The 22,498-nt window shown below is 63.4% G+C and carries 20 protein-coding genes; 9 read left to right on the forward strand and 11 right to left on the reverse strand.

The window, feature by feature from the left end; translation table 11 throughout:
- Positions 1 to 29: 29 nt before the first annotated feature.
- From zwf to ADBZ9O_RS15550, 3 genes are all read left to right on the forward strand, one after another.
- Positions 30 to 1,457, forward strand: coding sequence for a glucose-6-phosphate dehydrogenase (gene zwf, locus ADBZ9O_RS15540; RefSeq protein ID WP_526532721.1), 1,428 nt, complete (start codon positions 30 to 32; stop codon positions 1,455 to 1,457).
- Entirely contained in the window at positions 1,450 to 3,270 is a 1,821-nt protein-coding gene (locus tag ADBZ9O_RS15545; protein WP_526532723.1) for a glycoside hydrolase family 15 protein, read from the forward strand. Before zwf ends, ADBZ9O_RS15545 begins: the two co-directional genes overlap by 8 nt.
- A gap of 146 nt (positions 3,271 to 3,416) precedes the next feature.
- Positions 3,417 to 4,808 (forward strand): HNH endonuclease signature motif containing protein, encoded by a 1,392-nt coding sequence (locus ADBZ9O_RS15550; protein WP_526532725.1) that lies wholly within the window; start codon positions 3,417 to 3,419, stop codon positions 4,806 to 4,808.
- 10 nt (positions 4,809 to 4,818) lie between these two features.
- Here the strand turns inward: ADBZ9O_RS15550 and ADBZ9O_RS15555 are convergent, their stop codons facing one another.
- Genes ADBZ9O_RS15555 through ADBZ9O_RS15565 form a run of 3 tightly spaced genes read right to left on the reverse strand, consistent with a single transcriptional unit; the run spans position 4,819 to position 7,984 of the window.
- A complete protein-coding gene (locus ADBZ9O_RS15555; protein ID WP_526532727.1) occupies positions 4,819 to 5,124 on the reverse strand; it encodes a Rieske (2Fe-2S) protein in 306 nt (101 codons plus the stop codon).
- A 28-nt stretch (positions 5,125 to 5,152) separates the two neighbouring features.
- Complete coding sequence (gene nirB / locus ADBZ9O_RS15560; protein WP_526532729.1) at positions 5,153 to 7,630, reverse strand: nitrite reductase large subunit NirB; 2,478 nt, start codon at positions 7,628 to 7,630, stop codon at positions 5,153 to 5,155.
- Positions 7,631 to 7,984: a molybdopterin oxidoreductase gene (locus tag ADBZ9O_RS15565; RefSeq protein ID WP_526532731.1), complete on the reverse strand. Its 354-nt coding sequence runs from the start codon at positions 7,982 to 7,984 to the stop codon at positions 7,631 to 7,633.
- Between the two features lie 241 nt (positions 7,985 to 8,225).
- Between ADBZ9O_RS15565 and ADBZ9O_RS15570 the strand changes: the two genes are divergently transcribed.
- From ADBZ9O_RS15570 to ADBZ9O_RS15580, 3 genes are all read left to right on the forward strand, one after another.
- Positions 8,226 to 9,650 carry a nitrate/nitrite transporter gene (locus ADBZ9O_RS15570; protein WP_526532733.1) on the forward strand — a complete coding sequence of 475 codons (1,425 nt, stop codon included), beginning with the start codon at positions 8,226 to 8,228 and terminating at the stop codon, positions 9,648 to 9,650.
- Entirely contained in the window at positions 9,647 to 13,633 is a 3,987-nt protein-coding gene (locus ADBZ9O_RS15575) for a bifunctional nitrate reductase/sulfite reductase flavoprotein subunit alpha (protein WP_526532735.1), read from the forward strand. Before ADBZ9O_RS15570 ends, ADBZ9O_RS15575 begins: the two co-directional genes overlap by 4 nt.
- A 76-nt stretch (positions 13,634 to 13,709) precedes the next feature.
- Entirely contained in the window at positions 13,710 to 14,015 is a 306-nt protein-coding gene (locus ADBZ9O_RS15580; RefSeq protein ID WP_526532737.1) for a hypothetical protein, read from the forward strand.
- A gap of 61 nt (positions 14,016 to 14,076) precedes the next feature.
- Here the strand turns inward: ADBZ9O_RS15580 and ADBZ9O_RS15585 are convergent, their stop codons facing one another.
- From ADBZ9O_RS15585 to ADBZ9O_RS15605, 5 genes are all read right to left on the reverse strand, one after another.
- Positions 14,077 to 14,844, reverse strand: a complete 768-nt coding sequence (locus ADBZ9O_RS15585; RefSeq protein WP_526532739.1) for a hypothetical protein — start codon at positions 14,842 to 14,844, stop codon at positions 14,077 to 14,079.
- 378 nt (positions 14,845 to 15,222) lie between these two features.
- The gene (locus tag ADBZ9O_RS15590; protein WP_526532741.1) at positions 15,223 to 16,404 is read right to left on the reverse strand and encodes a sensor histidine kinase; all 1,182 of its coding nucleotides are present in this window, start codon (positions 16,402 to 16,404) and stop codon (positions 15,223 to 15,225) included.
- Positions 16,401 to 17,057, reverse strand: a complete 657-nt coding sequence (locus tag ADBZ9O_RS15595) for a response regulator transcription factor (RefSeq protein WP_526532743.1) — start codon at positions 17,055 to 17,057, stop codon at positions 16,401 to 16,403. The genes ADBZ9O_RS15590 and ADBZ9O_RS15595 overlap by 4 nt, the downstream gene beginning before the upstream one ends.
- 69 nt (positions 17,058 to 17,126) lie before the next feature.
- On the reverse strand, positions 17,127 to 17,501 hold the full coding sequence (locus tag ADBZ9O_RS15600; protein ID WP_526532745.1) for a hemophore-related protein: 375 nt from the start codon (positions 17,499 to 17,501) through the stop codon (positions 17,127 to 17,129).
- Between the two features lie 104 nt (positions 17,502 to 17,605).
- The gene (locus ADBZ9O_RS15605) at positions 17,606 to 17,899 is read right to left on the reverse strand and encodes a hypothetical protein (RefSeq protein WP_526532747.1); all 294 of its coding nucleotides are present in this window, start codon (positions 17,897 to 17,899) and stop codon (positions 17,606 to 17,608) included.
- A 160-nt stretch (positions 17,900 to 18,059) separates the two neighbouring features.
- Between ADBZ9O_RS15605 and ADBZ9O_RS15610 the strand changes: the two genes are divergently transcribed.
- The 3 genes from ADBZ9O_RS15610 to ADBZ9O_RS15620 all read left to right on the forward strand — a co-directional run bounded on the left by ADBZ9O_RS15610 (position 18,060) and on the right by ADBZ9O_RS15620 (position 19,625).
- Positions 18,060 to 18,533 carry a hypothetical protein gene (locus tag ADBZ9O_RS15610; protein WP_526532749.1) on the forward strand — a complete coding sequence of 158 codons (474 nt, stop codon included), beginning with the start codon at positions 18,060 to 18,062 and terminating at the stop codon, positions 18,531 to 18,533.
- A 63-nt stretch (positions 18,534 to 18,596) separates the two neighbouring features.
- Entirely contained in the window at positions 18,597 to 19,232 is a 636-nt protein-coding gene (locus tag ADBZ9O_RS15615) for a maleylpyruvate isomerase family mycothiol-dependent enzyme (protein WP_526532751.1), read from the forward strand.
- 168 nt (positions 19,233 to 19,400) lie between these two features.
- Positions 19,401 to 19,625, forward strand: coding sequence for a hypothetical protein (locus tag ADBZ9O_RS15620; RefSeq protein WP_526532753.1), 225 nt, complete (start codon positions 19,401 to 19,403; stop codon positions 19,623 to 19,625).
- A gap of 63 nt (positions 19,626 to 19,688) precedes the next feature.
- On the opposite strand, the gene ADBZ9O_RS15625 is transcribed toward ADBZ9O_RS15620, so the two are convergent.
- The 3 genes from ADBZ9O_RS15625 to ADBZ9O_RS15635 form a co-directional block, all read right to left on the reverse strand.
- The gene (locus tag ADBZ9O_RS15625; RefSeq protein ID WP_526532755.1) at positions 19,689 to 20,915 is read right to left on the reverse strand and encodes a type II toxin-antitoxin system HipA family toxin; all 1,227 of its coding nucleotides are present in this window, start codon (positions 20,913 to 20,915) and stop codon (positions 19,689 to 19,691) included.
- Positions 20,912 to 21,121 (reverse strand): type II toxin-antitoxin system RelB family anti-toxin, encoded by a 210-nt coding sequence (gene relB / locus ADBZ9O_RS15630; RefSeq protein WP_526532757.1) that lies wholly within the window; start codon positions 21,119 to 21,121, stop codon positions 20,912 to 20,914. Before relB ends, ADBZ9O_RS15625 begins: the two co-directional genes overlap by 4 nt.
- A gap of 180 nt (positions 21,122 to 21,301) precedes the next feature.
- Positions 21,302 to 22,492 carry a TIGR02679 family protein gene (locus tag ADBZ9O_RS15635; protein WP_526532759.1) on the reverse strand — a complete coding sequence of 397 codons (1,191 nt, stop codon included), beginning with the start codon at positions 22,490 to 22,492 and terminating at the stop codon, positions 21,302 to 21,304.
- Positions 22,493 to 22,498 lie beyond the last annotated feature (6 nt).

Raw genomic sequence — 22,498 nt, forward strand, 5'->3', positions numbered from 1 at the left:
CGTGAGTTCGTCCCTCTACCCTGGGTTGGGTGCCCTCAGAACACGATCACATCCCCCCGCAGGTTTTCCTTCTCTTCGGAGCCACCGGCGACCTTGCCAAACGCAAGTTGTTTCCCGGCCTCTACCACCTGGCCGCCGCTGGCCGACTGCCCGATGAGTACTTCATCATCGGCTCGGGCCGGCATTCACCAGGCACCGATGAAGAGTTCCGCGCGCATATCAAGGAAACGTTCGGTGAGTTCGTCAAGGATCTCGACGAGAAGGTCGCCGACACCCTGCTGAGCCGGTTGTCGTTCCAAACCTCCACCGATGACGACGGTGCGGATCTGGCGGTGGCAGTACAGGCCGCCCACGACAAACTCGGTGACGGATCGCGCACCTTGGTCTATCTGTCCGTCCCGCCGGCCGCGACGAAGGCGATGTTCGCGATGCTGGGGAGGGAAGGGATCGTCAGCAACGATCCGGACGGCGCCAGGATCGTGCACGAAAAACCGTTCGGTACCGACCTGGAAAGCTCCCGCGAACTCGATGCCGCCGTCAAGGCCGTCGTCAGTGAGGAGCAGGTCTACCGGATCGACCACTTCCTGGGTAAGGAAGCGGTGCAGAACATTCTGGCGCTGCGGTTCGCCAACGGCCTGATCGAACCGGCCTGGAATCGCTCGAATGTGGTGTCGGTGCAGATCGATGTTCCAGAGTCCCTGACCGTCGAGGGTCGCGGTGCGTTCTACGAAGAGACCGGCTGCTTCCGGGACATGATCTCGACGCACCTCATCCAGGTGCTGGGCTTCGTGGCGATGGAGCCGCCCGAGCGCTTCGACGCCCTGGCGCTGCGCAACGAGAAGTTCAAGGTGTTCGCGGCGATGAAACCGCTGGACCCGACGCGGGTGGTGTTCGGCCAGTACGACGGCTACCTCGACGTCGACGGTGTCGCCAAGGATTCCACGGTGGAGACGCTGGTCGCGCTGGAAGCATTCGTCGACACCGACCGTTGGCAGGGGGTGCCGTTCTACCTGCGTACCGGGAAGGCGATGGGGGATAACCGCAAGACGGTGACGTTGACCTTCCGCACCCCGCCGAGCGGCCGGTTCGGTGACAACTCCTACGGCCCCGACGAATTGGTCCTCGAACTCAACGATTCACCCACGGCGGCCATCCACCTCAACGTCAAGCGGCCGGGGCCGGATATGGCGCTCACGTGCGCCACCTTCGCGCTCGACCTCGCGCAGGAAGACCCTGACGACGTTCCGCTGGAAGCCTACGAACGGCTGCTGCTCGACGTCATGCGCGGTGACCAGACGTTGTTCACCCGCTCCGATGAGGTGGAGCGGGTGTGGGAGGTCTGCCAACCGGTGCTCGACAATCCGCCTGCCGTGCAGCCGTATGAACCGGGGTCGTGGGGGCCAGAGGCTGCCCTGACCCTGCCTGGCGCCCGCGGGTGGCGGCTACCCGATGCGTGATGGGCCAGCTGCTGCTTGGCCTGCAATCGCTGACCACGGTCTGATCGGTGACCTGAGAACCTGTGCGCTGGTCGGCACCGACGGCACCATCGATTGGTTCTGCGCGCCGCGGTTCGACTCGGCGAGCGTTTTCGGGGCCATCCTCGACCCGGAGCGTGGCGGCTGCTGGCGTCTGTCGCCGGTCGGGGAGGTCACCCGCACCCAGCAGCTCTACTACCCGAACTCCGCAGTGCTGATCACCCGGTTCCTCACCCCCGACGGGGTGGCAGAAGTGCACGATTTCATGCCGATCGTCGCCGAGCACGACAGTGAACACCGGCAGCGACTGGTCCGCCGGATCAGCGCTGTGCGCGGTAAGACGGTGGTCCGGATGCGCTTGGACGCCAAACCCGATTACGGTCGCGCGCAATGCATCGCGGAACGTACCGAGGGCGGAGTGTTGCTCACCGGTGACGGGGTGCGGATGGGTCTGACGGCCTCGACGGGTCTGGACATCGAAGACGGTGTGGTCAGCGCAGAGGTTGAGTTGACCGACGGCGACACTGCCATGTTCGTTCTCGAGATGCTCGACAGCGGGGATATGCCGTCATGTGCGGCGATCGACACCACCGATGCGCTGTTGGACGCCACCACCGCCTTCTGGCGAAAGTGGTTATCGCAGTCCACCTATCAAGGCCGGTGGCGCGAGATGGTCCATCGGTCGGCGATCACGCTGAAACTGTTGACGCACGAGCCGACCGGTGCTGTCCTGGCCGCCCCGACCACCAGCCTGCCGGAATACATTGGTGGCAGCCGCAACTGGGATTACCGCTATGTCTGGATCCGGGACGCGGGGTTCAGTTTGTATGCGCTGCTGCGGCTCGGCTTCACCGATGAGGCCGCGGCGTTCGTCCGCTGGCTCTCCGAACGCCTGGGCGACGAAGAGGCTGACCGCAACGGACTCGGACCGTTGCGGGTGCTCTACGACATCGACGGTAACGTGCCCGCCGAGGAAGCCGAACTTCCGCAGCTGTCCGGCTACCGGGATTCGCGCCCCGTACGGGTCGGCAACGCGGCAGTCGATCAGCTGCAACTGGATATCTACGGTGAGATCATCGACTCGGTCTACCTGTTCAACAAGTACGGCCCCGGTATCAGCAATGACGCGTGGCGTGACGTGGTCGACGTCGTCGACTGGGTCGTCGAGAACTGGGACCAGAAAGATGCCGGCATGTGGGAGATGCGCGGCGCACCAAAGGCATTCACCACTGCGCGACTGATGTGCTGGGTGGCCATCGAACGCGCGATCCGGGTGGCCCGGCAACGTGGCCTGCCCGGTGATCTTGTCGCCTGGTCCAAGGCCCGCGATGCCATCTACGACCGCATCATGACGAAATGCTGGAACCCCGAGTTGGAGGCCTTCACTCAGACCGAGGACGGGGACACCCTCGACGCCAGCGTGCTGTTGATGCCGATGGTGAAATTTCTCTCCGACGCGGATCCCAAGTTTCTGTCGACTCTGCGCGCGGTGGAGCGCACCCTGGTCACCGACAGTCTGGTGTTTCGCTACGAACCCGAGACCGACGGCCTTGACGGCGAGGAGGGAACCTTCTCCATCTGTTCGTTCTGGTACGTCGAGGCACTCACCAGGGCAGGCCGGCTCGACGATGCGCAGCTGGCGCTGGAGAAGATGTTCTCCTACGCCAATCACGTCGGGCTGTACGCCGAACAGGTCAGCGCCACCGGCGATCTGGTGGGGAACTTCCCGCAGGCGTTCACCCATCTGGCGTTGATCAGCTCGGCCCTCAACCTGGACCGCGCCCTGAACGCGTAGGTCTGATTTCGCCCAAACTCACCTTTGGGCCGATAAGTGCGAGTGGTTTTCGGCATTGCGTCGATCTCGACAATTAGTGAAACCTCTTCTGTCACTGGTGTTTCAGATGTGGGTTTTGTGTCGGTGGGGGTTTGTAGTGTTTGGGTATGAGTTCGGCGTTGGTTTCTGATCGCGATACCGTCCTTGCGGCGTTGTCGGGGTTGGAAGCCGCAGTCGACGCCATGGCCGGGGTGTCCTTTGATGGGCTGACCAACCCGGAAGTCGTCCGAGTCTTAGCGAGGTTGGAGACTCTGTCGCGGCGCCAACCGGTGATTGAGCATCGGTTGTTGGCCAAGTTGGTGCGCGAGGGTTCCGCGAAAGAGTTGGGGGCGAAGAGTTTCGCTGATGTGTTGACCACCGCCCTGCGGATCGGAGGCAAGGACGCCAAACGGCGCCTTGCTGATGCTGAGGTTCTGGGCGAGCGCACATCGTTGACCGGTGAACCCCTGCCGCCGGTGATGCCGCACGTCGCGGCCGGGCAGACCGCCGGTGTCATCGGTGCCGAACACATCACGATCATTCGGGGATTCTTCACCCAGTTGCCGGTGTGGGTGGACCTGCCGACCCGGGACAAAGCCGAAGCCGAGCTCGCCGGGGTGGCCAGTGAGTTCGGTCCCGAACAGCTCCGGTCGGCCGCAGCCCTGATCGCGGCGTTGGTCAACCCCGACGGCGACTTCTCCGACGCCGATCGGGCCCACAAACGCGGCATCACGATCGGCCGGCAAGGCCCCGACGGGATGAGTTCGATCAGCGGGAACCTCACCCCCGTAGCACGCGCCACCCTGGAAGCAATATTCACTAAATGGGCTGGCCCCGGGATGTGCAACCCCGAGGACGACAAGCCCTGCACCAAAGGCACCCCGAGTGAAGCGCATATCAAAGGTGATCACCGGACCCCGGCGCAACGCCGCCACGACGCGACCGTCGCGATGGGCCGCTCCCTGCTCTCGTCAGGAAAGCTGGGCCGCCACCACGGGCTACCGGTCACGATCATCGTCTCCACCACCCTGGCGGAGTTGGAAGCCAAAATTGGGGTGGCCCGCACCGCCGGCGGCTCGCTGCTGACGATGTCTGATGTGATCCGGATGGCCGCCCACGCCTACCACTACCTGGTCATCTTCGACCACAACGGCCGGGCCCTGCACTTGGGTCGCTCGAAACGGATCGCTTCAGCTGATCAACGCATCGTGCTGCACGCCCGGGATCGCGGCTGCACGTTCCCGGGTTGTGATGTGCCCGGCTATCTCACCGAAGCCCACCACGCCGAATGCGACTGGGCCGACGGTGGACTCACCGATGTCGATGACCTCGCCGCGGCCTGCGGATCGCACAACAAATTCGTCAGACCCGGCGGGTGGCGCACCCGCAAACGCCGCGACGGCCGCACCGAATGGATACCCCCACCACACCTCGACACCGGCCAAGGCCGCGTCAACCTCAACCACCACCCCGAAGAACTCCTGCAACCACCCAAGGACGAGGGTAAGGAGCCGGAATAGCTCACGCCCCTCAGGTGCTGATCCGGATCGTCCCGTCGATGGCCTCGACCGGATAACTGCGCACGGCCATCCCAGTTCCGGAAACCTCAGCGCCGGTGGATATGTCGTATGCGTAATTGTGCAGCGGGCACACCACCACCTTGTCGTCGGTCAGGCCGTCGGCCAGCGGTCCACCCTTGTGCGGGCACACGGCACTCAATGCCCGCAGCGAACCGTCCCGCAGGCGATACACCGCGACCTGCTCCCCGTCGACGGCGAATGCCCGGCCCTCGCCGAGGGGTACGTCATCGACCGGGCCGACCACCACCTCGCTCATCGGAACCCCTCGCTCTTCGCGCGGGCGCTCATCGCACCGGCACCTGCGGCAGCACCATCAGTGGCAACGACGTCCGGAACTGACCCTCGGTGGCCGGCTGCTTGCCGTCCTGCCACGGATCGCGATAGGCAGCAACCGATTTCGCCATCCGGGCGTCCAGCCCATCGGCGACGTCCTCGTCCACCCGATCGACCACCACAGCGCGGATCTTCTCGATCCCGACGCGGGGCACCCACGCATAGGTGCGCTCCAACCAGTTTGCGTCCTCGCGGTAGTACTGCAGGAAGCGCCCGGTCAGCACCATCACCTCCTCGGCACTGTCGACGGTGGCCAACAGATCGCCCTTGCGGATATGCGCACCCGCGGCGCCGCCGACGTAGATCTCCCACCGTCCGCCGTCGACCGCCACCACGCCGAGGTCCTTACACAGCGACTCGGCGCAGTTGCGCGGGCACCCGGTTACGGCGAGCTTCATCTTGGCCGGACTGGCCAGCCCCTGATAACGCTCCTCGAGCGCAATGCCCAACGCGGTCGAATCGCCGACACCGAATCGGCAGAAGTCACTGCCCACACAGGTTTTCACCGTCCGGAAGCTCTTGCCGTACGCGTATCCGGACGGCATGTCCAGATCGGCCCACACCGCCGGCAGGTCCTCTTTGCGGATACCGAGCAGATCGATGCGCTGTCCGCCGGTCAGCTTGATCATCGGAACCTCGTACTTCTCGGCGACATCCGCTATCTTGCGGAGTTGCGAGATGGACGTCACCCCACCCTTCATCTGCGGTACCACCGAGAAGGTGCCGTCGCGCTGGATGTTGGCATGCACCCGGTCGTTGATGAACCGGGCGTCGCGCTCGTCGACGAACTCTTCGCCCCACATCATCTCCAGCAGCGACGCCAGCGCCATCTTCGAACCGGCATCCGGCTGACCATCGGGGGTCAGCGCGGCGAATACCGATGACACCGAATGCAATTGAAGTTCCCGGATCAGCCGCATCAACGTGGGCTTGTCGTAGGGCACACCCGGCACATACCAGGACGCCGACGGGTCCTCGGTGACCGCACCGTCGGCCGCCCATTCGACGATCTGCCCGACGAGTTGTTTACAGGAACCGCAGCCCTTGCCTGCCTTCGTCTTTGCCATCACACCGCTGACCGAGGTCGTCCCGTCGCGGACACATGCCACCAGGGCACCCTTGCTGACCCCGTTGCAGTTGCAGACCTGGGCGTCATCGGCCAGCTCGGCCACCCCGACCTCGACATCGGGGGTGCCGATATCGAACATCAGGGCGATCCGTTCCTCCGGCAGCGCCAACCCGTTGTCGAAGGCTTGAGTCAGGAAGGACACCTTGCTGACATCGCCGACCAGGGTGGCGCCCACCAGCTTCCCGTCCCGAATGACGATGGTCTTGTACACACCCTGTCGCGGCTCGGAATACTGCACGAACTCGTCATCGGGATGCTCCGGTGCTTTGATCCCCATCGCCGCGACGTCGACGCCGGCCACCTTGAGCTTGGTGGCCACCCGCGAGCCGTGATACGCGGCGGTGATATTGGTTTCGGTCAGATGCTCGGCCAGCACCTTGGCCTGCTCCCACAGCGGCGCCACCAGACCGTAGACCTGACCGCGGTGCTGGGCGCATTCGCCCACGACGTAGATATCGTCATCGTCAACCGACCGCATGTGATCGTCAGTGACGATCGCCCGCTCGACGGTGAGCCCGGCGCGCTGCGCCAGCCCGACATTGGGCCGGATGCCGGCCGCGACCACCAACATGTCGCAGTCGAGGCGCTGACCGTCGGAGAACACGATCCCCGCCAAGGTGCCGTCCTCCACCAGCACCTCGGTGGTCCGCTTCGAGACATGTACGCCAATGCCGAGGGCTTCCACCGACTTTCGCAGGATCGCACCGGCAAGATCGTCGAGTTGGGCGTTCATCAGCGTTGGGCCGGCATGTACGACGTCGACGGCCATCCCCCTGGTCTGCAGCCCGCGGGCCGCCTCCAGGCCCAGCAGGCCACCGCCGATCACGACAGCCTTGGAACGGGTGGCGGCCTCGGCGATCATCGTCTCGGTGTCATCGAGGGTGCGGAAGCCGAAGATCCCGTCCGCGAGGGTCTTATCGTCGGCCCACAGACCGGTCATCGGCGGGAAGAAAGCCCGACTGCCCGTGGCCAGAATCAGCTTGTCGTAATGCACCACCGAGCCGTCATCGGCGTGCACCAGGTGGGCGAAGCTGTCGATGCGCACCACCCGGACCCCGGCCCGCAGATCGATCGCGTTGTCGCTGTACCAGTCCAGGGTGTTCAGATAGATCTCCGCCGGATCATCGCTACCGGCAAGCACATTCGACAGCAGGATCCTGTTGTAGTTGCCGTAGGGTTCGTCGCCGAACACCGTGATGTCGAATGATTCCCCGCCGCTTCTCTTGTCTTGAAGCGCCAAGATCTCCTCGATGGCCCGGATACCGGCCATTCCGTTGCCGACGACGACAAGGCGCGCCATCTAGAACTCCACCAGCCCGAGATCGATGATCAGGGTGCCGGTCGATCCGGCGGGGGCGGCGATGAACAGCTCGACGACGGAGTCGGCCAGCAGATCCTCCACCACCCGCAACGCGACGTGGGTGGCACCTTTGGCGGCGATCGGGAAATACCGCATGGGCTCGCCGTCGCGGTAAAGCACCACGCTGACCATCTGCTTACTGGAGTTGCCGCCGCGGAAATACACTGGCTGGGTGGTCGCGCCGGGCGGGACGACGTAACGCAGCGCATCGTCGATCAGGACTGGCTTGTCATAGCCGGCACCGTCAAAGTCGAACGCGCCCTGCAGGAATCGTGGTTGGCTTCCGTCGGTCATGGGCTGTGCTCACCTTCTGGTGGGTGGCGGGAGTATCTGGCTCGAAGCTAGAAGCGGTATGTTTCCGGTTGGTTTCGCCGGCAATGCGCCCATGAATACCCCTGTGCACATCGGAACCGGCTCACGGTGAGGGTTGGCGCACTGTGAGCCAGTCTTGACATTTCAGTCACGCAAGGGCAACGGCTGCGGCATTCGAGCTCCGTAGACATATCCCAACTGCTTATTCAGGCTGGGAGGCCACATGCCCGCACCGTTGTCCCGCACCCGGGATATCGACCACTGGGATTCTGAGGATGTCGACGCCTGGGAATCGGGAGGAAATCGGGTAGCGAAACGCAACCTGATCTGGTCGATTGTCGCCGAACACGTCGGCTTCTCCATCTGGTCCATCTGGTCGGTGATGGTCCTGTTCATGCCGCAGAACGTCTACCACATCGATGCCGCCGGGAAGTTCTACCTGGTGGCGATGCCCACCCTGGTCGGTGCCTTCATGCGCATCCCCTACACCGTCGCCCCGGCTCGCTTCGGCGGGCGCAACTGGACGATCGTCAGCGCCCTGCTCCTGCTCATCCCGCTGATGATGACCTGGTACGTGATGAAGAACCCCGGCACCTCCTACACCACGTTCATGATCGTGGCGGCGTTCGCCGGGTTCGGCGGTGGTAACTTCGCGTCGTCCATGACGAACATCAACGCCTTCTACCCACAGCGACTCAAAGGGTGGGCACTGGGCCTCAACGCGGGCGGCGGCAATATCGGCGTGCCGGTGATCCAGTTGATCGGACTGCTGGTGATCGCCACCATCAGCAATACCGCACCGGAAATCGTCTGTGCCATCTACCTTGTCGCGATCGGCGTGGCCGCGGTGGGCGCCGCGTTCTTCATGGACAACCTGCGCAACCAGAAGTCGAACCTCGGCGCCATGTTCGAGGCGTTGCGGTACAAACATTCCTGGGTGATGAGCTTTCTCTACATCGGCACCTTCGGTTCGTTCATCGGGTTCAGCTTTGCCTTCGGCCAGGTGCTGCAGATCAACTTCCTCGCCGGTGGCGACAACGCCGCACAGGCGTCGCTGCATGCGGCACAGATCGCCTTCATCGGCCCACTGCTGGGTTCGATATCCCGCCCGTTCGGCGGCAAGTTGGCCGACCGGATCGGCGGCGGCAAGATCACCATGTACACGTTCATCGCGATGATGTTCGCCGCCGGCATCCTGGTGGTGTCGGGCATGTTGGATGACGCCACGGCGGGCGCGCCCACCGGCGCTCAGATGACCGGCTTCGTCGCCGGATTCATCCTGCTGTTCGTCCTCTCCGGGATTGGCAACGGTTCGACATACAAGATGATCCCGTCCATCTTCGAGGCCAAAGCCCAGGGCCATGACGAATGGAGCCGTGAGGAGAAGGCGGCCTGGTCGCGACGGATGTCGGGCGCCCTGATCGGTTTCGCCGGTGCCGTCGGCGCACTGGGTGGCGTCTTCATCAACATGGTGCTGCGCGCCTCCTATGTCGGCAGCGCACATTCGGCCACCAACGCGTTCTGGGTGTTCCTGTGCTTCTACGTGGTTTGCGCCATCGTGACGTGGTTTGTGTTCCTGCGGATGTCGTCCGCGGCAACCAGCACTGAGGTGGGTGGCCGGACGGCAGCACCCGTTGGCGCGGGGTGACGCAGCTGGTCACCACCCGCACGGCCTGCTCGTATTGCGGCGTCGGCTGTGGCATCACCGTGCAGACGCAAGTCGAAGACGGGCGCCCCGTTATCGCCAGAGTGTCCGGGGACAAGCTGCACCCCACCAACTTCGGTCGGCTATGCACCAAGGGTGCGACGCACGCCGAGTTGATGTGGGCCGATGAGGGTCGGTTGACCTCAGCGCTGATCCGGCCGGACCGCGCCGACGAACTGGTACCCGCCTCGGCGACCGATGCCATCGCCGAGGCGGCCCGGCGCCTGCAGACCGTCATCGACAAACACGGACCTGACGCGGTCGCTCTCTACGTATCGGGTCAGATGTCGCTGGAAGCCCAGTATCTGGCGACCAAGTTGGCCAAGGGATTCCTGCGCACCAAGAACCTGGAGTCCAATTCCCGGTTGTGCATGGCCAGCGCGGGCACCGGCTACAAACAGTCGCTGGGGGCCGACGGCCCACCGGGTTCCTATACCGATTTCGACGCCGCCGACCTGTTCTTCGTCTCCGGCTCGAATATGGCCGACTGCCATCCGATCCTGTTCCTGCGGATGGCGGACCGGATCAAGGCCGGCGCAAAGCTGATCGTCGTCGACCCGCGCCGTACCACCACCGCCGAACGGGCTGATCTGTTCCTGCAGATCAGGGCGGGCACCGATCTGGCGCTGTTGAACGGACTGTTGCATCTCCTGGTCGAAAACCAGTGCATCGACGAAGAATTCATCGCCGAACACACCAAGGGCTGGGCCGCGATGCCTGCCTTCCTCGCCGACTACACCCCCGATCGGGTCGCCGAGATCACCGGTCTGGCCGAAGCCGATATCCGGACCGCCGCCCAGCTCATCGGGGACGCGGGGGAGTGGATGAGCTGCTGGACGATGGGGCTGAACCAGAGCACCCACGGCACCTGGAACACCAACGCGATCTGCAATCTGCATCTGGCCACCGGCGCCATCTGCCGGCCCGGCAGCGGACCGATGTCACTGACCGGCCAGCCCAACGCGATGGGCGGCCGCGAAATGGGTTACATGGGACCGGGGTTGCCGGGTCAGCGCTCGGTGCTGTCCGCCGAGGACCGGGCCTTCGTCGAAGACGTCTGGGCGATCCCTCCCGGCACCATCAGATCCGATATCGGGCCGGGAACCATCGAGATGTTCGGCCGGCTTGCAGACGGTGATATCAAGGCCTGCTGGATCATCTGTACCAATCCCGTTGCCACCGTTGCCAATCGAAGTACAGTGATTCGCGGTCTTGAGGCCGCCGAGCTGGTGATCACCCAGGACACCTACCGGGCCACGGCCACCAACTCCTATGCCGATATCGTGCTGCCTGCCACATTGTGGGCCGAAACCGATGCGGTGATGGTGAATTCGGATCGCAACCTGACCTTGTTGCAACAGTCGATCCCGGCACCCGGGGACGCGCGCCCCGACTGGGAGCTGATCTGCGGTGTCGCCGAGCACCTTGGCTTCGGGGAATACTTCACCTATAAGTCCAGTGAAGAGATCTTCGACGAGATCCGCAGGTTCTGGAATCCCCGCACCGGATACGACCTGCGCGGGGCGAGCTATCAGCGGCTGCGGGAGACCCCGTTGCAGTGGCCGGTGCCGCCCGAGGGCAGCGAGCGGAATCCGATCCGCTACCTCAACGACGGGGTGAGTCAGCATCTGTTCACCGACGACACCGGTAACCGGCCACGACTAGCGTTCGCCACTCCGTCGCGCCGGGCCGTCTTCTTTGCCCGCCCGCATATGGATGCCCGCGAACTGCCCGATGACGATTATCCGATGGTGCTCAATACCGGTCGCCTACAACATCAATGGCACACCATGACCAAGACCGGCACGGTAGCCAAACTCAACAAACTCAACAGCGGGCCCTTCGTCGAGATCCATCCCGATGACGCTCACGCGCAGAACATCGGCGACGGCCAATCCGTCGAACTCGTATCTCGTCGCGGGCGGGCCGTGCTGCCCGCCGTCCTCACCGACCGGGTCCGGCCCGGGAACGTCTGGGTGCCATTTCACTGGAACGACGAACACGGTGAGTATCTGACCGTCAACGCACTGACCAACGATGCCGTCGATCCCGAATCGCTGCAACCCGAATTCAAGGTCTGTGCTATCAGCCTGCGGCCGGTGCCCAGGGAACTGCCAGCCGGCATGCCCGACGTCACCGAGGACGAAAAGGTCTACCTGTCCGGCTTTTTCGCCGGACTGGCCGACGGGTCGGCCGGGGTTCCGGTGCTACCTGATGCCGCACCGGTCGGCCGGATCACGCGACTGTGGGTGGACGGGCTGCTGGCCGGGAAGTACTCCCGGGCCACCGAGACGTGCACAGCACCGGCGCCCGCCGCAGGCCCCTTGGTGGTGTGGGCATCGCAGACCGGGAATGCCGAGGAGTTCGCCGCGCGGGTGGCCGGCGGCCTTGGCGCGGGTTCGCGCATCGTGAACATGAATGACTGCGAGATCACCGATTTGGCCGCCGCCACCGAGATCGTCGTGGTGACCAGCACATTCGGCGATGGTGGCCCGCCTGATAACGGTGCGGATTTCTGGGCTCGGTTGCAGTCAGCGGATGCCCCGGAGCTCGCAGGCGTGCGGTACGCGGTGCTGGGCATCGGTGACCGGTCCTATGACAATTTCTGCGGCTACGCCAAATCACTGGACCAACGATTGGCCGACCTCGGTGCCAGCAAGCTGATGGATCGCGCCGAGTACGAGGCCTACGATGACGAGCCGTTGGCCGACTGGGCGCAACGGGTCACCGACCTGGTCCGTGACACCGGCCCGAGCGCTGCACCCGCAGTCCCGACCCGCAGCCCCACCGCCCCGGCGTCCTTCACCCGGGCCACCCCGGTGGGTGCACCGCTGTGCCGCAATATCCGGCTGACCCCGTCGAACTCGGCAAAAGAGGTGCGCCAGTTCGGCTTCGACATCTCCGCGCACACCGCAGAACATGGGGTCAGCTACGCCGCAGGTGATTGTCTGGGTGTGTACGCCACCAACAATGACGCCGTGACCGACAGCTGGTTGTCCGCGACCGGCCTGGCCGGTGCCGAACACGTCGAGGTGGACGGCGTCGAGGTGGACCTGCGGTCGGCTTTGCGGTCCTCCTATGACATCTGCCGGGTCACCCCGAACCTGCTGAAGTTCGTGGCGCAGCAGTGCGGTGACCGGGCCGCGGCCAAGAAGCTGCGCGCGCCCCGTGCCGAGCTGGACACCTGGCTGCGCAACCGCAACGGACTCGATATCGTCGCGGAGTTCCCGGTGCGTGCCGATCCCCAGCAGTGGCAAGAGGTACTGGTGCGACTGACCCCTCGCCAGTACTCGATTTCCAGTAGCCCGCTGGTCAGTCCCAACGAAGTGCAGCTCACGGTGTCGGTGGTGCGCTACCCGGGCGGTGACGGTAGTCCGCGTGGGGGAGTGGCCTCGACGTTCCTTGCCGATTCACCCGACGGCACAACGGTTCCGGTGTTCCTTCAGCGGTCACCGCACTTTCGGCCGCCTGCCGAACCGTCGACACCGATGATCATGGTGGGCCCAGGTACCGGCATCGCGCCGTTTCGCGGCTTTCTGCAGGAGCGGCGCGCGCTGGGACACCAAGGACCCAACTGGCTGTTCTTCGGTGACCGGCACCGGGACGAAAATTTCTACTACCGCGACGATCTGACGGATATGGTGACTGACGGCCTGCTCAGTCACCTGGAGCTGGCCTTCTCCCGCGATCAAAAGCGACGAATCTATGTGCAGCACAAAATGATCGATCATGGCGCCCAGTTGTGGCGCTGGCTCGAAGACGGGGCGCACTTCTATGTGTGTGGGGATGCCGCGGCGATGGCCAAGGATGTTGATACCGCGCTCACCGAGATCATCAAGGTGCACGGCGGCATGTCTGATGAGCAGGCTCACGATTACAAGCGCACGCTGGTCGCCGATAAACGCTACGTGCGCGACGTGTACTAGACGCCGGCTTCAATACAAACACTGGCCAAACGGCACGTCGAGGATGCTGGGAGGTCAGGCGGGCGAAGGAGATGAAGTGACGGCTGACCAGGCACGGGCAGAGCTGATGTACGACATTACCGAATTGCGGAATTCATCCGCAAAACTCCGTTGGATCGGCGACTACAACGCCGTGAATCACATTCGCGCACTTGGTGATAGGTACCTGGATGCGCTCGATACCGCGCGGGAAGTGAGCCTGCAGATCGCACGTGAGATGGCGTACGTGGAGGCCGGTGGCCGCCCGTTGTCAGACCTGAGCGAGGCATCGGGGCTATCGGTCACCCAGATCGAGTACCTCTTCATGGCGGTGGACGTGCAAAAACATCTATCCGTGCGGTGAGATCCGTCGGGCCCTCGTCCCTCCAGACGAGGGCCCGACGATTGTCATTCGCCTGGCGAGGTTACTTCTTCGCGGTGTCCTTGCGGGAATCCTTGACTGCGTTGTGAACATCTTTCGTCGCAGTCTTTTTGGTGGACTTGATGTCCACATGGGCCGCGACCATCTCGACGTGATTCGTCTTGATCTCGGCATGTGAATCTGTCACGAGCGCATGGATCTCGTCGGACGTTTCGTCCCTGTCGATATCCCCGTCAGCGGCACTTCTGACGACGTCGTGGATATCGGTAGCGGTCGAGTGACGGATCGCTTTGTTCGACGATGCTTCGGTGGCGATCACCGAGCGGTCTGTCGTGATGGCGGCGTGTGCGGTAGCCACGATCCCGCCGATCTCTTCGACGGTTGAACCGTCGAAGTCGTCGGCGATAGCTGTCCGGATGTCGCCTACCGCGGCCGCACGCGCCTCCCAGATGTCCTGGTGCGTGTCGGCGATCGCTACGCGCAGGGTCTGGTTGTCAGTGAATGTGGCTGCAGCTACGGCCCGGATCTGACCTGTGAACGGATCAGTCTCGCCCCTGCGGACGCTGTCGATGACGGCAACGATGGCCTCGGCCGCCGCGTGCCGGTTCGCGACGATCATGACTCGCTCGGATCCGATCTCCGCGCGATAACCCTGAACCTCTACGTGGGTAGCAGCCAGGATGTCGCGGATTTGCGCGGGCAGCGCGGCGCTGACGAGGGTGACTGGTGGTGGCGGCGAGGCGAGGGTGGCGCACGCGGCGAGCACACCCAACCCGGTCAGGATGCTGGCTTGGAGAGAATGGCTGGACATTGGTTCCTTTCAATTTACGCGGTCATCTGCGTAATAAAAGTACCCCGTGGGTGTTTATAAATGCAGCGGCTTGATTAGCAAGTTTTGTAAACATCTGCTGCGAACCACTAACGCTGAACCAACACCCTACGTGTTACGTTCGATTGGCTTAATTGCACTTGCCTTCGAGAATCGCGGAATTTCAGAAAGGCCTGTTAGAAGGACAATTTAGCGTTAGAAGGCGAATTCATGACGCGATGTAGAGCTGGCTGAATCGTCATCCGCGAAAGCAATTCGAACGTGCGGTGGCTATAACGTATTTAGGCCGCGCGTGAGGGTCGGAATTCAATGGCTATCCATCATTTCCGGGCGATAGTAAGCGAACTACCCGGGGAACGGTTACCGGGCAGTCACGAATATCACTTCGACGGTGAGTCCGCCCTGTGGGTGGGCGGTTGCCCGGACTCGGCCCCCGTGCGCGGTGGCGACCGAACGGACAATGGACAGACCGAGGCCGGCGCCTCCGATCGTGGACTGTTGGCCGTTGAGGTTTTCGTCGTTGGTGAGTCTGCGGAATCTCTCGAAGAGGCCGTCAACTTCACCGGGCGGAACGACGGGGCCGGTGTTCTCCACCGTCAACCGCGCCGATCGTGCGTCGCCGGTCACCGTGACATGCACCCAGCCGCCGCCGGAAATGTTGTAGCGCAACGCATTGTCGACGAGGTTGCCTACAAGTCTTTCCAGCAGTGCGGTGTCGCCGATCACGGCCGCGCTCGTCAGCTGGGAAGATACGCGCACCCCGGCAATTCTGGCCCGAGCTTCAGTGCTGGACAGCACCCTGGCGGCGATCTCCGCCAGATCGGCGCGGGTGTGCTTTTCCGTGCTTTGCTCACTGCTGGCCAGCACAAGTAGCCCGTCGATGAGGCGGTCATGCCGGTGATTGACGGCCAGCAGGGTTTCACCGAGCTTTCTGGTCGACTCCGGCACTGCAGGGTCCTCCAGCGCGACTTCGATCAGCGTGCGATTGATCGCCAGCGGCGTGCGCAACTCGTGTGAAGCATTTGCCACGAAACGGTGCTGGCCGTCGAAAGCCCGGTCGAGGCGCTCAAGCATGGCGTCGAAGGTGTCGGCGAGTTCCTTGATCTCGTCCGACGGGCCTGTCAGTGAGATGCGTTCGTGGAGGTTATGGTCGGCGATCCGGCGCGCCGTCTCCGTCACCTCGTGAAGTGGATCCAAGACGCGTCCGGCCAGTAGCCAGCCGAAGACACCAGCGATCAACCCGATTCCGCCGAGCGAGGCCAGCGAGAAAGTCAGCATCGTGCGCAGCGTGTCGCGCCGTTGTTGTTCGGCCTGCTGGACCATTGCGTCGACGACGTTGTCGATCAGCGGGTAACGGTCGTCGCCGCGCTCGTTGAGGAAGTTTCGGGCAGCCGACAGTGCTGTGTCGCCGGGGCTGTGGTTCAGCGACTGATCCAGATAGAAGTACATCAGCGCGACCAGCGCGGCTCCGGCCACGAAGAACGCGCCCGCATAAAGGACCGTCAGTCGGGTCCTGATCGTCGATCGGGCCCAGAGGTTCATCGGATCCGGTATCCCACGCCGGGTTCTGTTTCGATTACCGGCGGGTCGCCGAGCTTCCTGCGCACCATCATGATGGTGTAGCGCACGACCCCGGTGAACGGGTCGATGTGTTCGTCCCAGGCCTTCTCCAGCAGATATTCGGCTGACACCACACCCCCGGCTGCCGATAGCAACTCTGATAGCACAGCAAACTCCTTGCGGGACAACGGAACAGGTTCACCATTCCGGGTGACTGTCCGGCGGTGCGGATCGAGCCGGATACCGTCGCGCTCAAGAACTGGCGGCACCGCCGCCCGTGATCGGCGCGACAATGCCTGCACGCGCGCGACCAGTTCGGCGAATGCGAACGGCTTGTTCAGGTAGTCGTCGGCACCCAGGCCGAGCCCGGCCACCCTGTCGGCCACCGCGGTGGCGGCGGTCAACATCAGGATGCGGGCGGTGCCACCGGCTTCGGCCAGCGTCGCACACACTTGGTCGCCTGACACCGCGGGCAGGTTGCGGTCGAGGACCACGACGTCGTAGTCGTTGATACTGGCGTACTCAAGTGCGGCGGCGCCGTCGTAGACCACGTCAACGGCCATGGCGTGTCGCCGCAAACCAGCCGCGATGCTGTCAGCCAGCAACTCTTCGTCTTCGACCACAAGGATTCGCACCTGTCTATGGTGCCTGGAGATGGTGTTTGGGCACTGTGAGGACCTTGGCTCGGAGGCGCGCGACCGCGCTCAGCCCCCGAGGAGTCCACCCGCGGGAATCGTCATCCCGCACTTTTGGCCGAATTCGGTCAGCGGCGACCGCAGCCCTTGAAGATCGGAACGCACCGCAGGATTGGCGGCGAGGTACTGCTCGGCACTTACTCGCATTTGTTGTCTGGGTTGACCTTTCATGTTCGTGAAGGCGGTGTTCACATCTGGGTGAGCATCGAGGTAATCTGCCACATCGCTGGTGACACCGGATACCGTGCGAGCCAGGCCGCTCGCGGTGCAATCATCTGCGGCGGCTGCCTGCCCCGGTAGTGAGACGAAGACTGCGGCGCCGAGTATCGACGCGGCACCGATGCTCAGCAGCGTTCCGCGGACGCGGGTTAACAGAGTGGTCATGATGTTCTCCTTGATTTGGTGATGTCTGGGCTTGTCGGATGGGTAGGTGGCGGGGGAGTGTGCCGCGCCATCGCGGACGCGGCACACTCCCCTCATCGACCAGGTCAGAGCAGGCCAGGACCGGGCAGGCCGACGCCGAGGCCTGGGAGCACTCCCAGCCCGGACAGGGGGCCACCCGTCCCACCAAGCCCGACTCCCGGCAGACCGAGACCGGCGCCAGGCAGCACGCCGAGGCCAGATGCCGGGCCGCCCCAGCCACCGATGCCCGGACCGGGAAGTCCCCAGCCCACGCCGGGGTCGGCCGTCGCGATCCCCGTGGCAGCCATTGGTACCGCGACGAGCGCGACGCCGGTGACAGCTGCTGCCGCCCAACGTATTACGGTGCGCCTCGTAGTCATGTGCAACTCCTCACTTTCCTTGAACCCGCTCAGCTCTTGAGCGGTAGGACACCATCGTGTCTGCGCACGTGTTTGGCGGGCGTGAGGCGGCGCGGGGGCCAAGAATCTCTGGTCGTGGCTATAGTCCAATGAAGTAAGCGAACAAATCGGAGGCGGCGACATGCCCGACACATCCGTCGTGCGGCAGCAAGCGAGTTTCGATGATGTCGACCTGCAGCTGGCCGTTCGCTCAATATCGGCCGATCACGGACCGCCGCTGAGTCTCACTGTGCCACTTCCCGTTCAGAGCGCAGAAGGTCCTAGTCGTGCGGAGTCGGTTGATCGCCGAGGATGGGGAGCCCTGCTGCTGCCCGGCGGTGTGCTCGGGGTGGGGGCAGCGTTGCTGTTCGTCGCGGTGGTCTCGGTGTCACAGCGCCCGGCCCCCGCACCACCGATGATCGCTATTCCTGCCGGTTCGGTTCCGACACATGCGGTTCCGGTGCCTGCGGCAGGGCCGACTGTGACGTCGGTCGTTATCGCGCCGCCAGTCATCGCGCCGCCGGTCGTCGCTCAGCCGGCTGATTCGACACCCGTGATCGGTATGCCACAACAACGATTGCGACAACTGTTGACCCGGCTCGCGGACCGCCGCTAGAGCCGCCCACTGCGGATGCCACTTTGAGTGCGTGATCCACCGTGTCCTGGCTAGGGTCGAACGGTGGGATCTCAACGTTTTGACGATCTGGACCTCCCCGGCCGGCTGCGCATTGTCGAGCAGGGCCAGACCTGGCTGACCGGGCACCTCGACGCGCTCGGCGACGACGGATTCGACGGCGCCTCGCTGCTGCCAGGGTGGCAACGTCGCCATGTCGTCGCCCATATCGGTTACAACGCCCGGGGACTGGCGCGGCTGGTGGACTGGGCCCGCACCGGTATCGAGACACCGATGTATCCGTCGGTGCAGGCTCGGGCCGCCGAGATCGAGGACGGGGCCCACGCCTCACCGGGCGTGCTGCGCGAATTCGTGGCCGCCAGCGCGGCGGAGCTGACCGAAAAGTGGGCCGCACTGCCCGGGCAGGCCTGGCAGGCGCGCGTCCGCACGGTGACGGGCGCGCAGGTACCGGCCAGTGCCACCCTGTGGATGCGGGCCAAGGAGGTGTGGCTGCATACCGTCGACCTTGCTACCGGTGCGTTGTTCGCGGAGTTCCCCGCCCCGGTGCTGGCGCAGCTGCTCGACGAGATCCCATCAACACAGGTGAGCGGAACACCCGCCGGAATCGCGCGCTGGGCGACCGGCCGCGGGGCCGATGAGCTGGATGCCGATCCAGGGTTCGCGCCGCCGCCCTGGATGTAACCGCTGCACAATGCAGAAACCCAGGTCAACAGCCGGGGATCTCTGCAAAAAAATCGTGTCCGAAGGGGGACTTCGCCACCTGCGATACAAGTTGAGATCTTTCAGTGGAGTGGCTGATCGTGGCAAGTCACCGCTTTTGCGACAGACTTTCCGTGTTGGCAATTCGGTGTGGCCGACACCGCGCTGCCACTCCTGGTCGCCACCCTGCCGTGGGTGGCCAACAGCCCCTTCATGAGCTGGGTCTACGAGATCCTCTCGGTGACGGCATTCTCGACGGCTACTGCCGCGATCGGTCTGTTCCCCGCCCCGGTCAACTTCCTGTTGATAACTCCAGCATCGGTGAGGAATCCGCGGGCTGCCTTCCGTTTTTGTTCTCGACCCGTCAATCCCTAGTCAAGGACGTCGGACCGGCGGATGTACTGATTCGTGGCCCTTGATCGGTGTAGTGCTGTCAGGTCACCTCAAACTGTCGAGCCTGGTGTGCAACATTTGTGCAAGGCGCTCTGTTTGCCGGTCGTCAAAACCTATCTCGCCACATCGATCCGGCCACGCAGTTGCGACGTCGATAATGGTGTCGATCATGTTTTTCGTAGCCCGTTCGCGTATCCCAAGCCGTTCGCCCGCCTCGATGAAGTTAGTGCGCGTGAGGCGGTTCGCACGTCCGTATAGGTTGAGCGCCATGGGGTCGTTCCACCCGGCGTACGGCTGTGTGCAGAGGAGATCGTAGGCGGGGGTCGGCTGCCATAATCCATCGGGGTTGTAGATCGACATGTTCTTTCCGTGCAGGTCCCCGTTCCCGATCAACCAGCTGAAGACAACAACTTTCAGCAACTCGACAAGTGCTATCACTCGCGACCCGCCTCCGCGTCCGCAAGCCTCGGCGAGTTTTGTCAAAGCGGTCTCCGTCTTGATGCGGTACTTCGATGCCGGATACAGGTCGGTTACTTGGCATGCATCTTCTTGCGGTATCCGTACCGGCCCAACCCGATCAAATCGATCTACCAATAGAGCGCTGCGACCCTGCCCATCGTGTAGCAACGTTGTCTGAGCGGCTCGCAGTCCGCATGCCGACGCCATCCGCATGAAGAAGTGCTCGTTTTCGACGAGGAGCGGGAAGCCGGCAGGGTTCAGCTTGAGTATTGCGGGTCCTGCACGAGTCTGAGTCGGTGTCGTCATCATGCCGGCACTGACTTTGGGTTGAACTCCTGCCAAACCGACAGGGTCGGCATCGACAGAACCCGTCAGCTTCGCAAAGACTGCGTGAAAGTCGTTGTCTCGCTCCGGTTCGAATAATGGCAGCGGCAGGAAGGGAGCGGCGCCGGCGGGGAACACTCGAATGTTGCCGATAGTGTCGGCGCCGATCGCGAGCAGCAATGTCAGATGGTCATCCGCGGAAGTCTTTGTTGATGAGGTGACGACGCCGAGTCGAACGCCCTCTGGCAAGAGTCCGGCGAAAAAGGGTGGAACGGCCCCTCCCGCGGCGATGACCGGATACTCGCCAGACCGCAGTAACGACCAGGAAACCGATCGATCTCGTACGCTGCCTTCGCCAGGTTCTTCATTCAGATAGCCGAAGCTGACGGCATCTCCGCGTTCGCGGGTCAGGTGGGCGGCGAGCACCTCGCCGATGTATACGTCGGCTTTCGTGACCTCGCGAAGGTCGAGGCCAATTCGGTCCGTCATTCCGGCGCCGAACTCACGTCGAGGTGCAGCCCAAGGACGTTGGCGATCTCCAGGACCGAACCGATCTTGGTTGCACCGGTCCCAGCTTCTAAGGTCTGGACGCTGTAGCGCGACACTCCGGCCAGGTCGGCCAGCATCTCCTGGGTGAGCTGCAGTGCCAATCTTCGCTCGATGAAGGCTTGGCTTATGCCTGTTAATTCAGGCATAAGGTCATCGCGTTGCGGATTCGTGCGCCTCGGGCGTGCCATGACTCTCCTTATGCCTGATAAATCATGCATAAGACAGGATGGCCCTTCATTAGGGCGCCGTCAAGCTGTTATGCCTGATTTTTCATGCATAAGGGCGGCTACGCGTCCTTCCGGACCTGGCTAGCGCCTTCTCAGTCCCTAATCTCCAGCCAGATCCTTGATGAGCAGCGAGACCAGAGACTCCTCGTGCACGGCTACGCCTATCCTGGCCATTGCCGAGGCCAACGAGGAATCCCACGTTGTCTTCACCGCACTCCCGACGAGTGGTAGACCCGAGGCACACCTCCGAACGGCATCAATGTAATCCGACTCTGCAAGTCGCCACGGGAGTGCTCCGGCATCAATGATCCGCGAAGCAATGGCGATCCCTGGCCAATCAAAGTCGCCGTGATAGCGAAGCGCGACGCGGTCGGACAACAATTGTCCGGCCACCGATGGGTTACCGCTGAAGCAGACCAGGGGTCGATCAATGGACGCATCAGCGATGCGTTGCAACACTTGTGGGTTTTCACAGGCGCTCACCATGGTTCCTGGACTCACTAGTGGCGCGGCCATCGCCGAAAGCTCCCGGATCGTCAAGTGTGTAACGAGTCCGAGATCAGCGCGCATTCGCATCATCGCCGACCACGGGTCGTCGCCCGGGGGGCGCAGCGCCCACGTGATCACCGTCCCAGAGATCGTGTCGACTGCGACGCCGACAGACTCCCACATCAGCATTCGATCACGTGGAGATACCGGTTCTTTCGTATCTGTGGCAAAGCCGAGCGCCCGCACCGCCAGTCGACCAGCCAACCTGTCGCCATCCAATGCGTGTGCGTCGCCCGCGATCTCGGACGCTAATTCACCCAGCACACGAGTGTGCGTAACCGGTTCTATGAACACCGTTGCAATCGCGCGTGCCGCAATTTCGAATTGGCGCACACCTCGATCAGGGCCGGTACGGACGAGGAGTCCGGACGTATGGAGCCACGAAATCCATTCGCGGGTCCAGGGATACGCACTGAGGCCATTGCGCGCCACGATGTCCTCAACATGCGCCCACAACGAGGTCGCGATCTCGCTTTGAAGTCTTCGTTCGGATGGCCGATCACGCAACGGTGTGCCGGTGAGTTCGGCCACGACGGCGGTCAGTCCGCGCTTAGCGGAGCTCAGTAGCAGCGCGTCGTCGACATCCGCCAGCAAGATGTTGCGCACGCCGGGCCGAATCTGTCTACCGAGTAGTCCGGACAACCGCTCCGCACCGGCCGGGTCCAGGTCGAGGCGAATCGAGCCGGCGATCGCATGTCCGTTACGTTCCAGCCGATCTCGTATCCGCAGCCACGTCGGCATTAAGCT

It is taken from the genome of Mycobacterium sp. (assembly GCF_965229105.1).
Classification (GTDB): Bacteria; Actinomycetota; Actinomycetes; order Mycobacteriales; family Mycobacteriaceae; genus Mycobacterium.

What these genes read in the sequence shown, in the direction of transcription:
- nirB (WP_526532729.1), bottom strand. Translation starts at nt 7,630, where the DNA reads ATGGCGCGCCTTGTCGTCGTCGGCAACGGAATGGCCGGTATCCGGGCC.
- ADBZ9O_RS15550 (WP_526532725.1), top strand. Translation starts at nt 3,417, where the DNA reads ATGAGTTCGGCGTTGGTTTCTGATCGCGATACCGTCCTTGCGGCGTTG.
- ADBZ9O_RS15635 (WP_526532759.1), bottom strand. Translation starts at nt 22,492, where the DNA reads ATGCCGACGTGGCTGCGGATACGAGATCGGCTGGAACGTAACGGACAT.
- ADBZ9O_RS15585 (WP_526532739.1), bottom strand. Translation starts at nt 14,844, where the DNA reads ATGTCCAGCCATTCTCTCCAAGCCAGCATCCTGACCGGGTTGGGTGTG.
- ADBZ9O_RS15610 (WP_526532749.1), top strand. Translation starts at nt 18,060, where the DNA reads ATGCCCGACACATCCGTCGTGCGGCAGCAAGCGAGTTTCGATGATGTC.
- ADBZ9O_RS15590 (WP_526532741.1), bottom strand. Translation starts at nt 16,404, where the DNA reads ATGAACCTCTGGGCCCGATCGACGATCAGGACCCGACTGACGGTCCTT.
- ADBZ9O_RS15555 (WP_526532727.1), bottom strand. Translation starts at nt 5,124, where the DNA reads ATGAGCGAGGTGGTGGTCGGCCCGGTCGATGACGTACCCCTCGGCGAG.
- relB (WP_526532757.1), bottom strand. Translation starts at nt 21,121, where the DNA reads ATGCCTGAATTAACAGGCATAAGCCAAGCCTTCATCGAGCGAAGATTG.
- ADBZ9O_RS15605 (WP_526532747.1), bottom strand. Translation starts at nt 17,899, where the DNA reads ATGACTACGAGGCGCACCGTAATACGTTGGGCGGCAGCAGCTGTCACC.
- ADBZ9O_RS15545 (WP_526532723.1), top strand. Translation starts at nt 1,450, where the DNA reads ATGCGTGATGGGCCAGCTGCTGCTTGGCCTGCAATCGCTGACCACGGT.
- ADBZ9O_RS15570 (WP_526532733.1), top strand. Translation starts at nt 8,226, where the DNA reads ATGCCCGCACCGTTGTCCCGCACCCGGGATATCGACCACTGGGATTCT.
- ADBZ9O_RS15565 (WP_526532731.1), bottom strand. Translation starts at nt 7,984, where the DNA reads ATGACCGACGGAAGCCAACCACGATTCCTGCAGGGCGCGTTCGACTTT.
- ADBZ9O_RS15600 (WP_526532745.1), bottom strand. Translation starts at nt 17,501, where the DNA reads ATGACCACTCTGTTAACCCGCGTCCGCGGAACGCTGCTGAGCATCGGT.
- ADBZ9O_RS15625 (WP_526532755.1), bottom strand. Translation starts at nt 20,915, where the DNA reads ATGACGGACCGAATTGGCCTCGACCTTCGCGAGGTCACGAAAGCCGAC.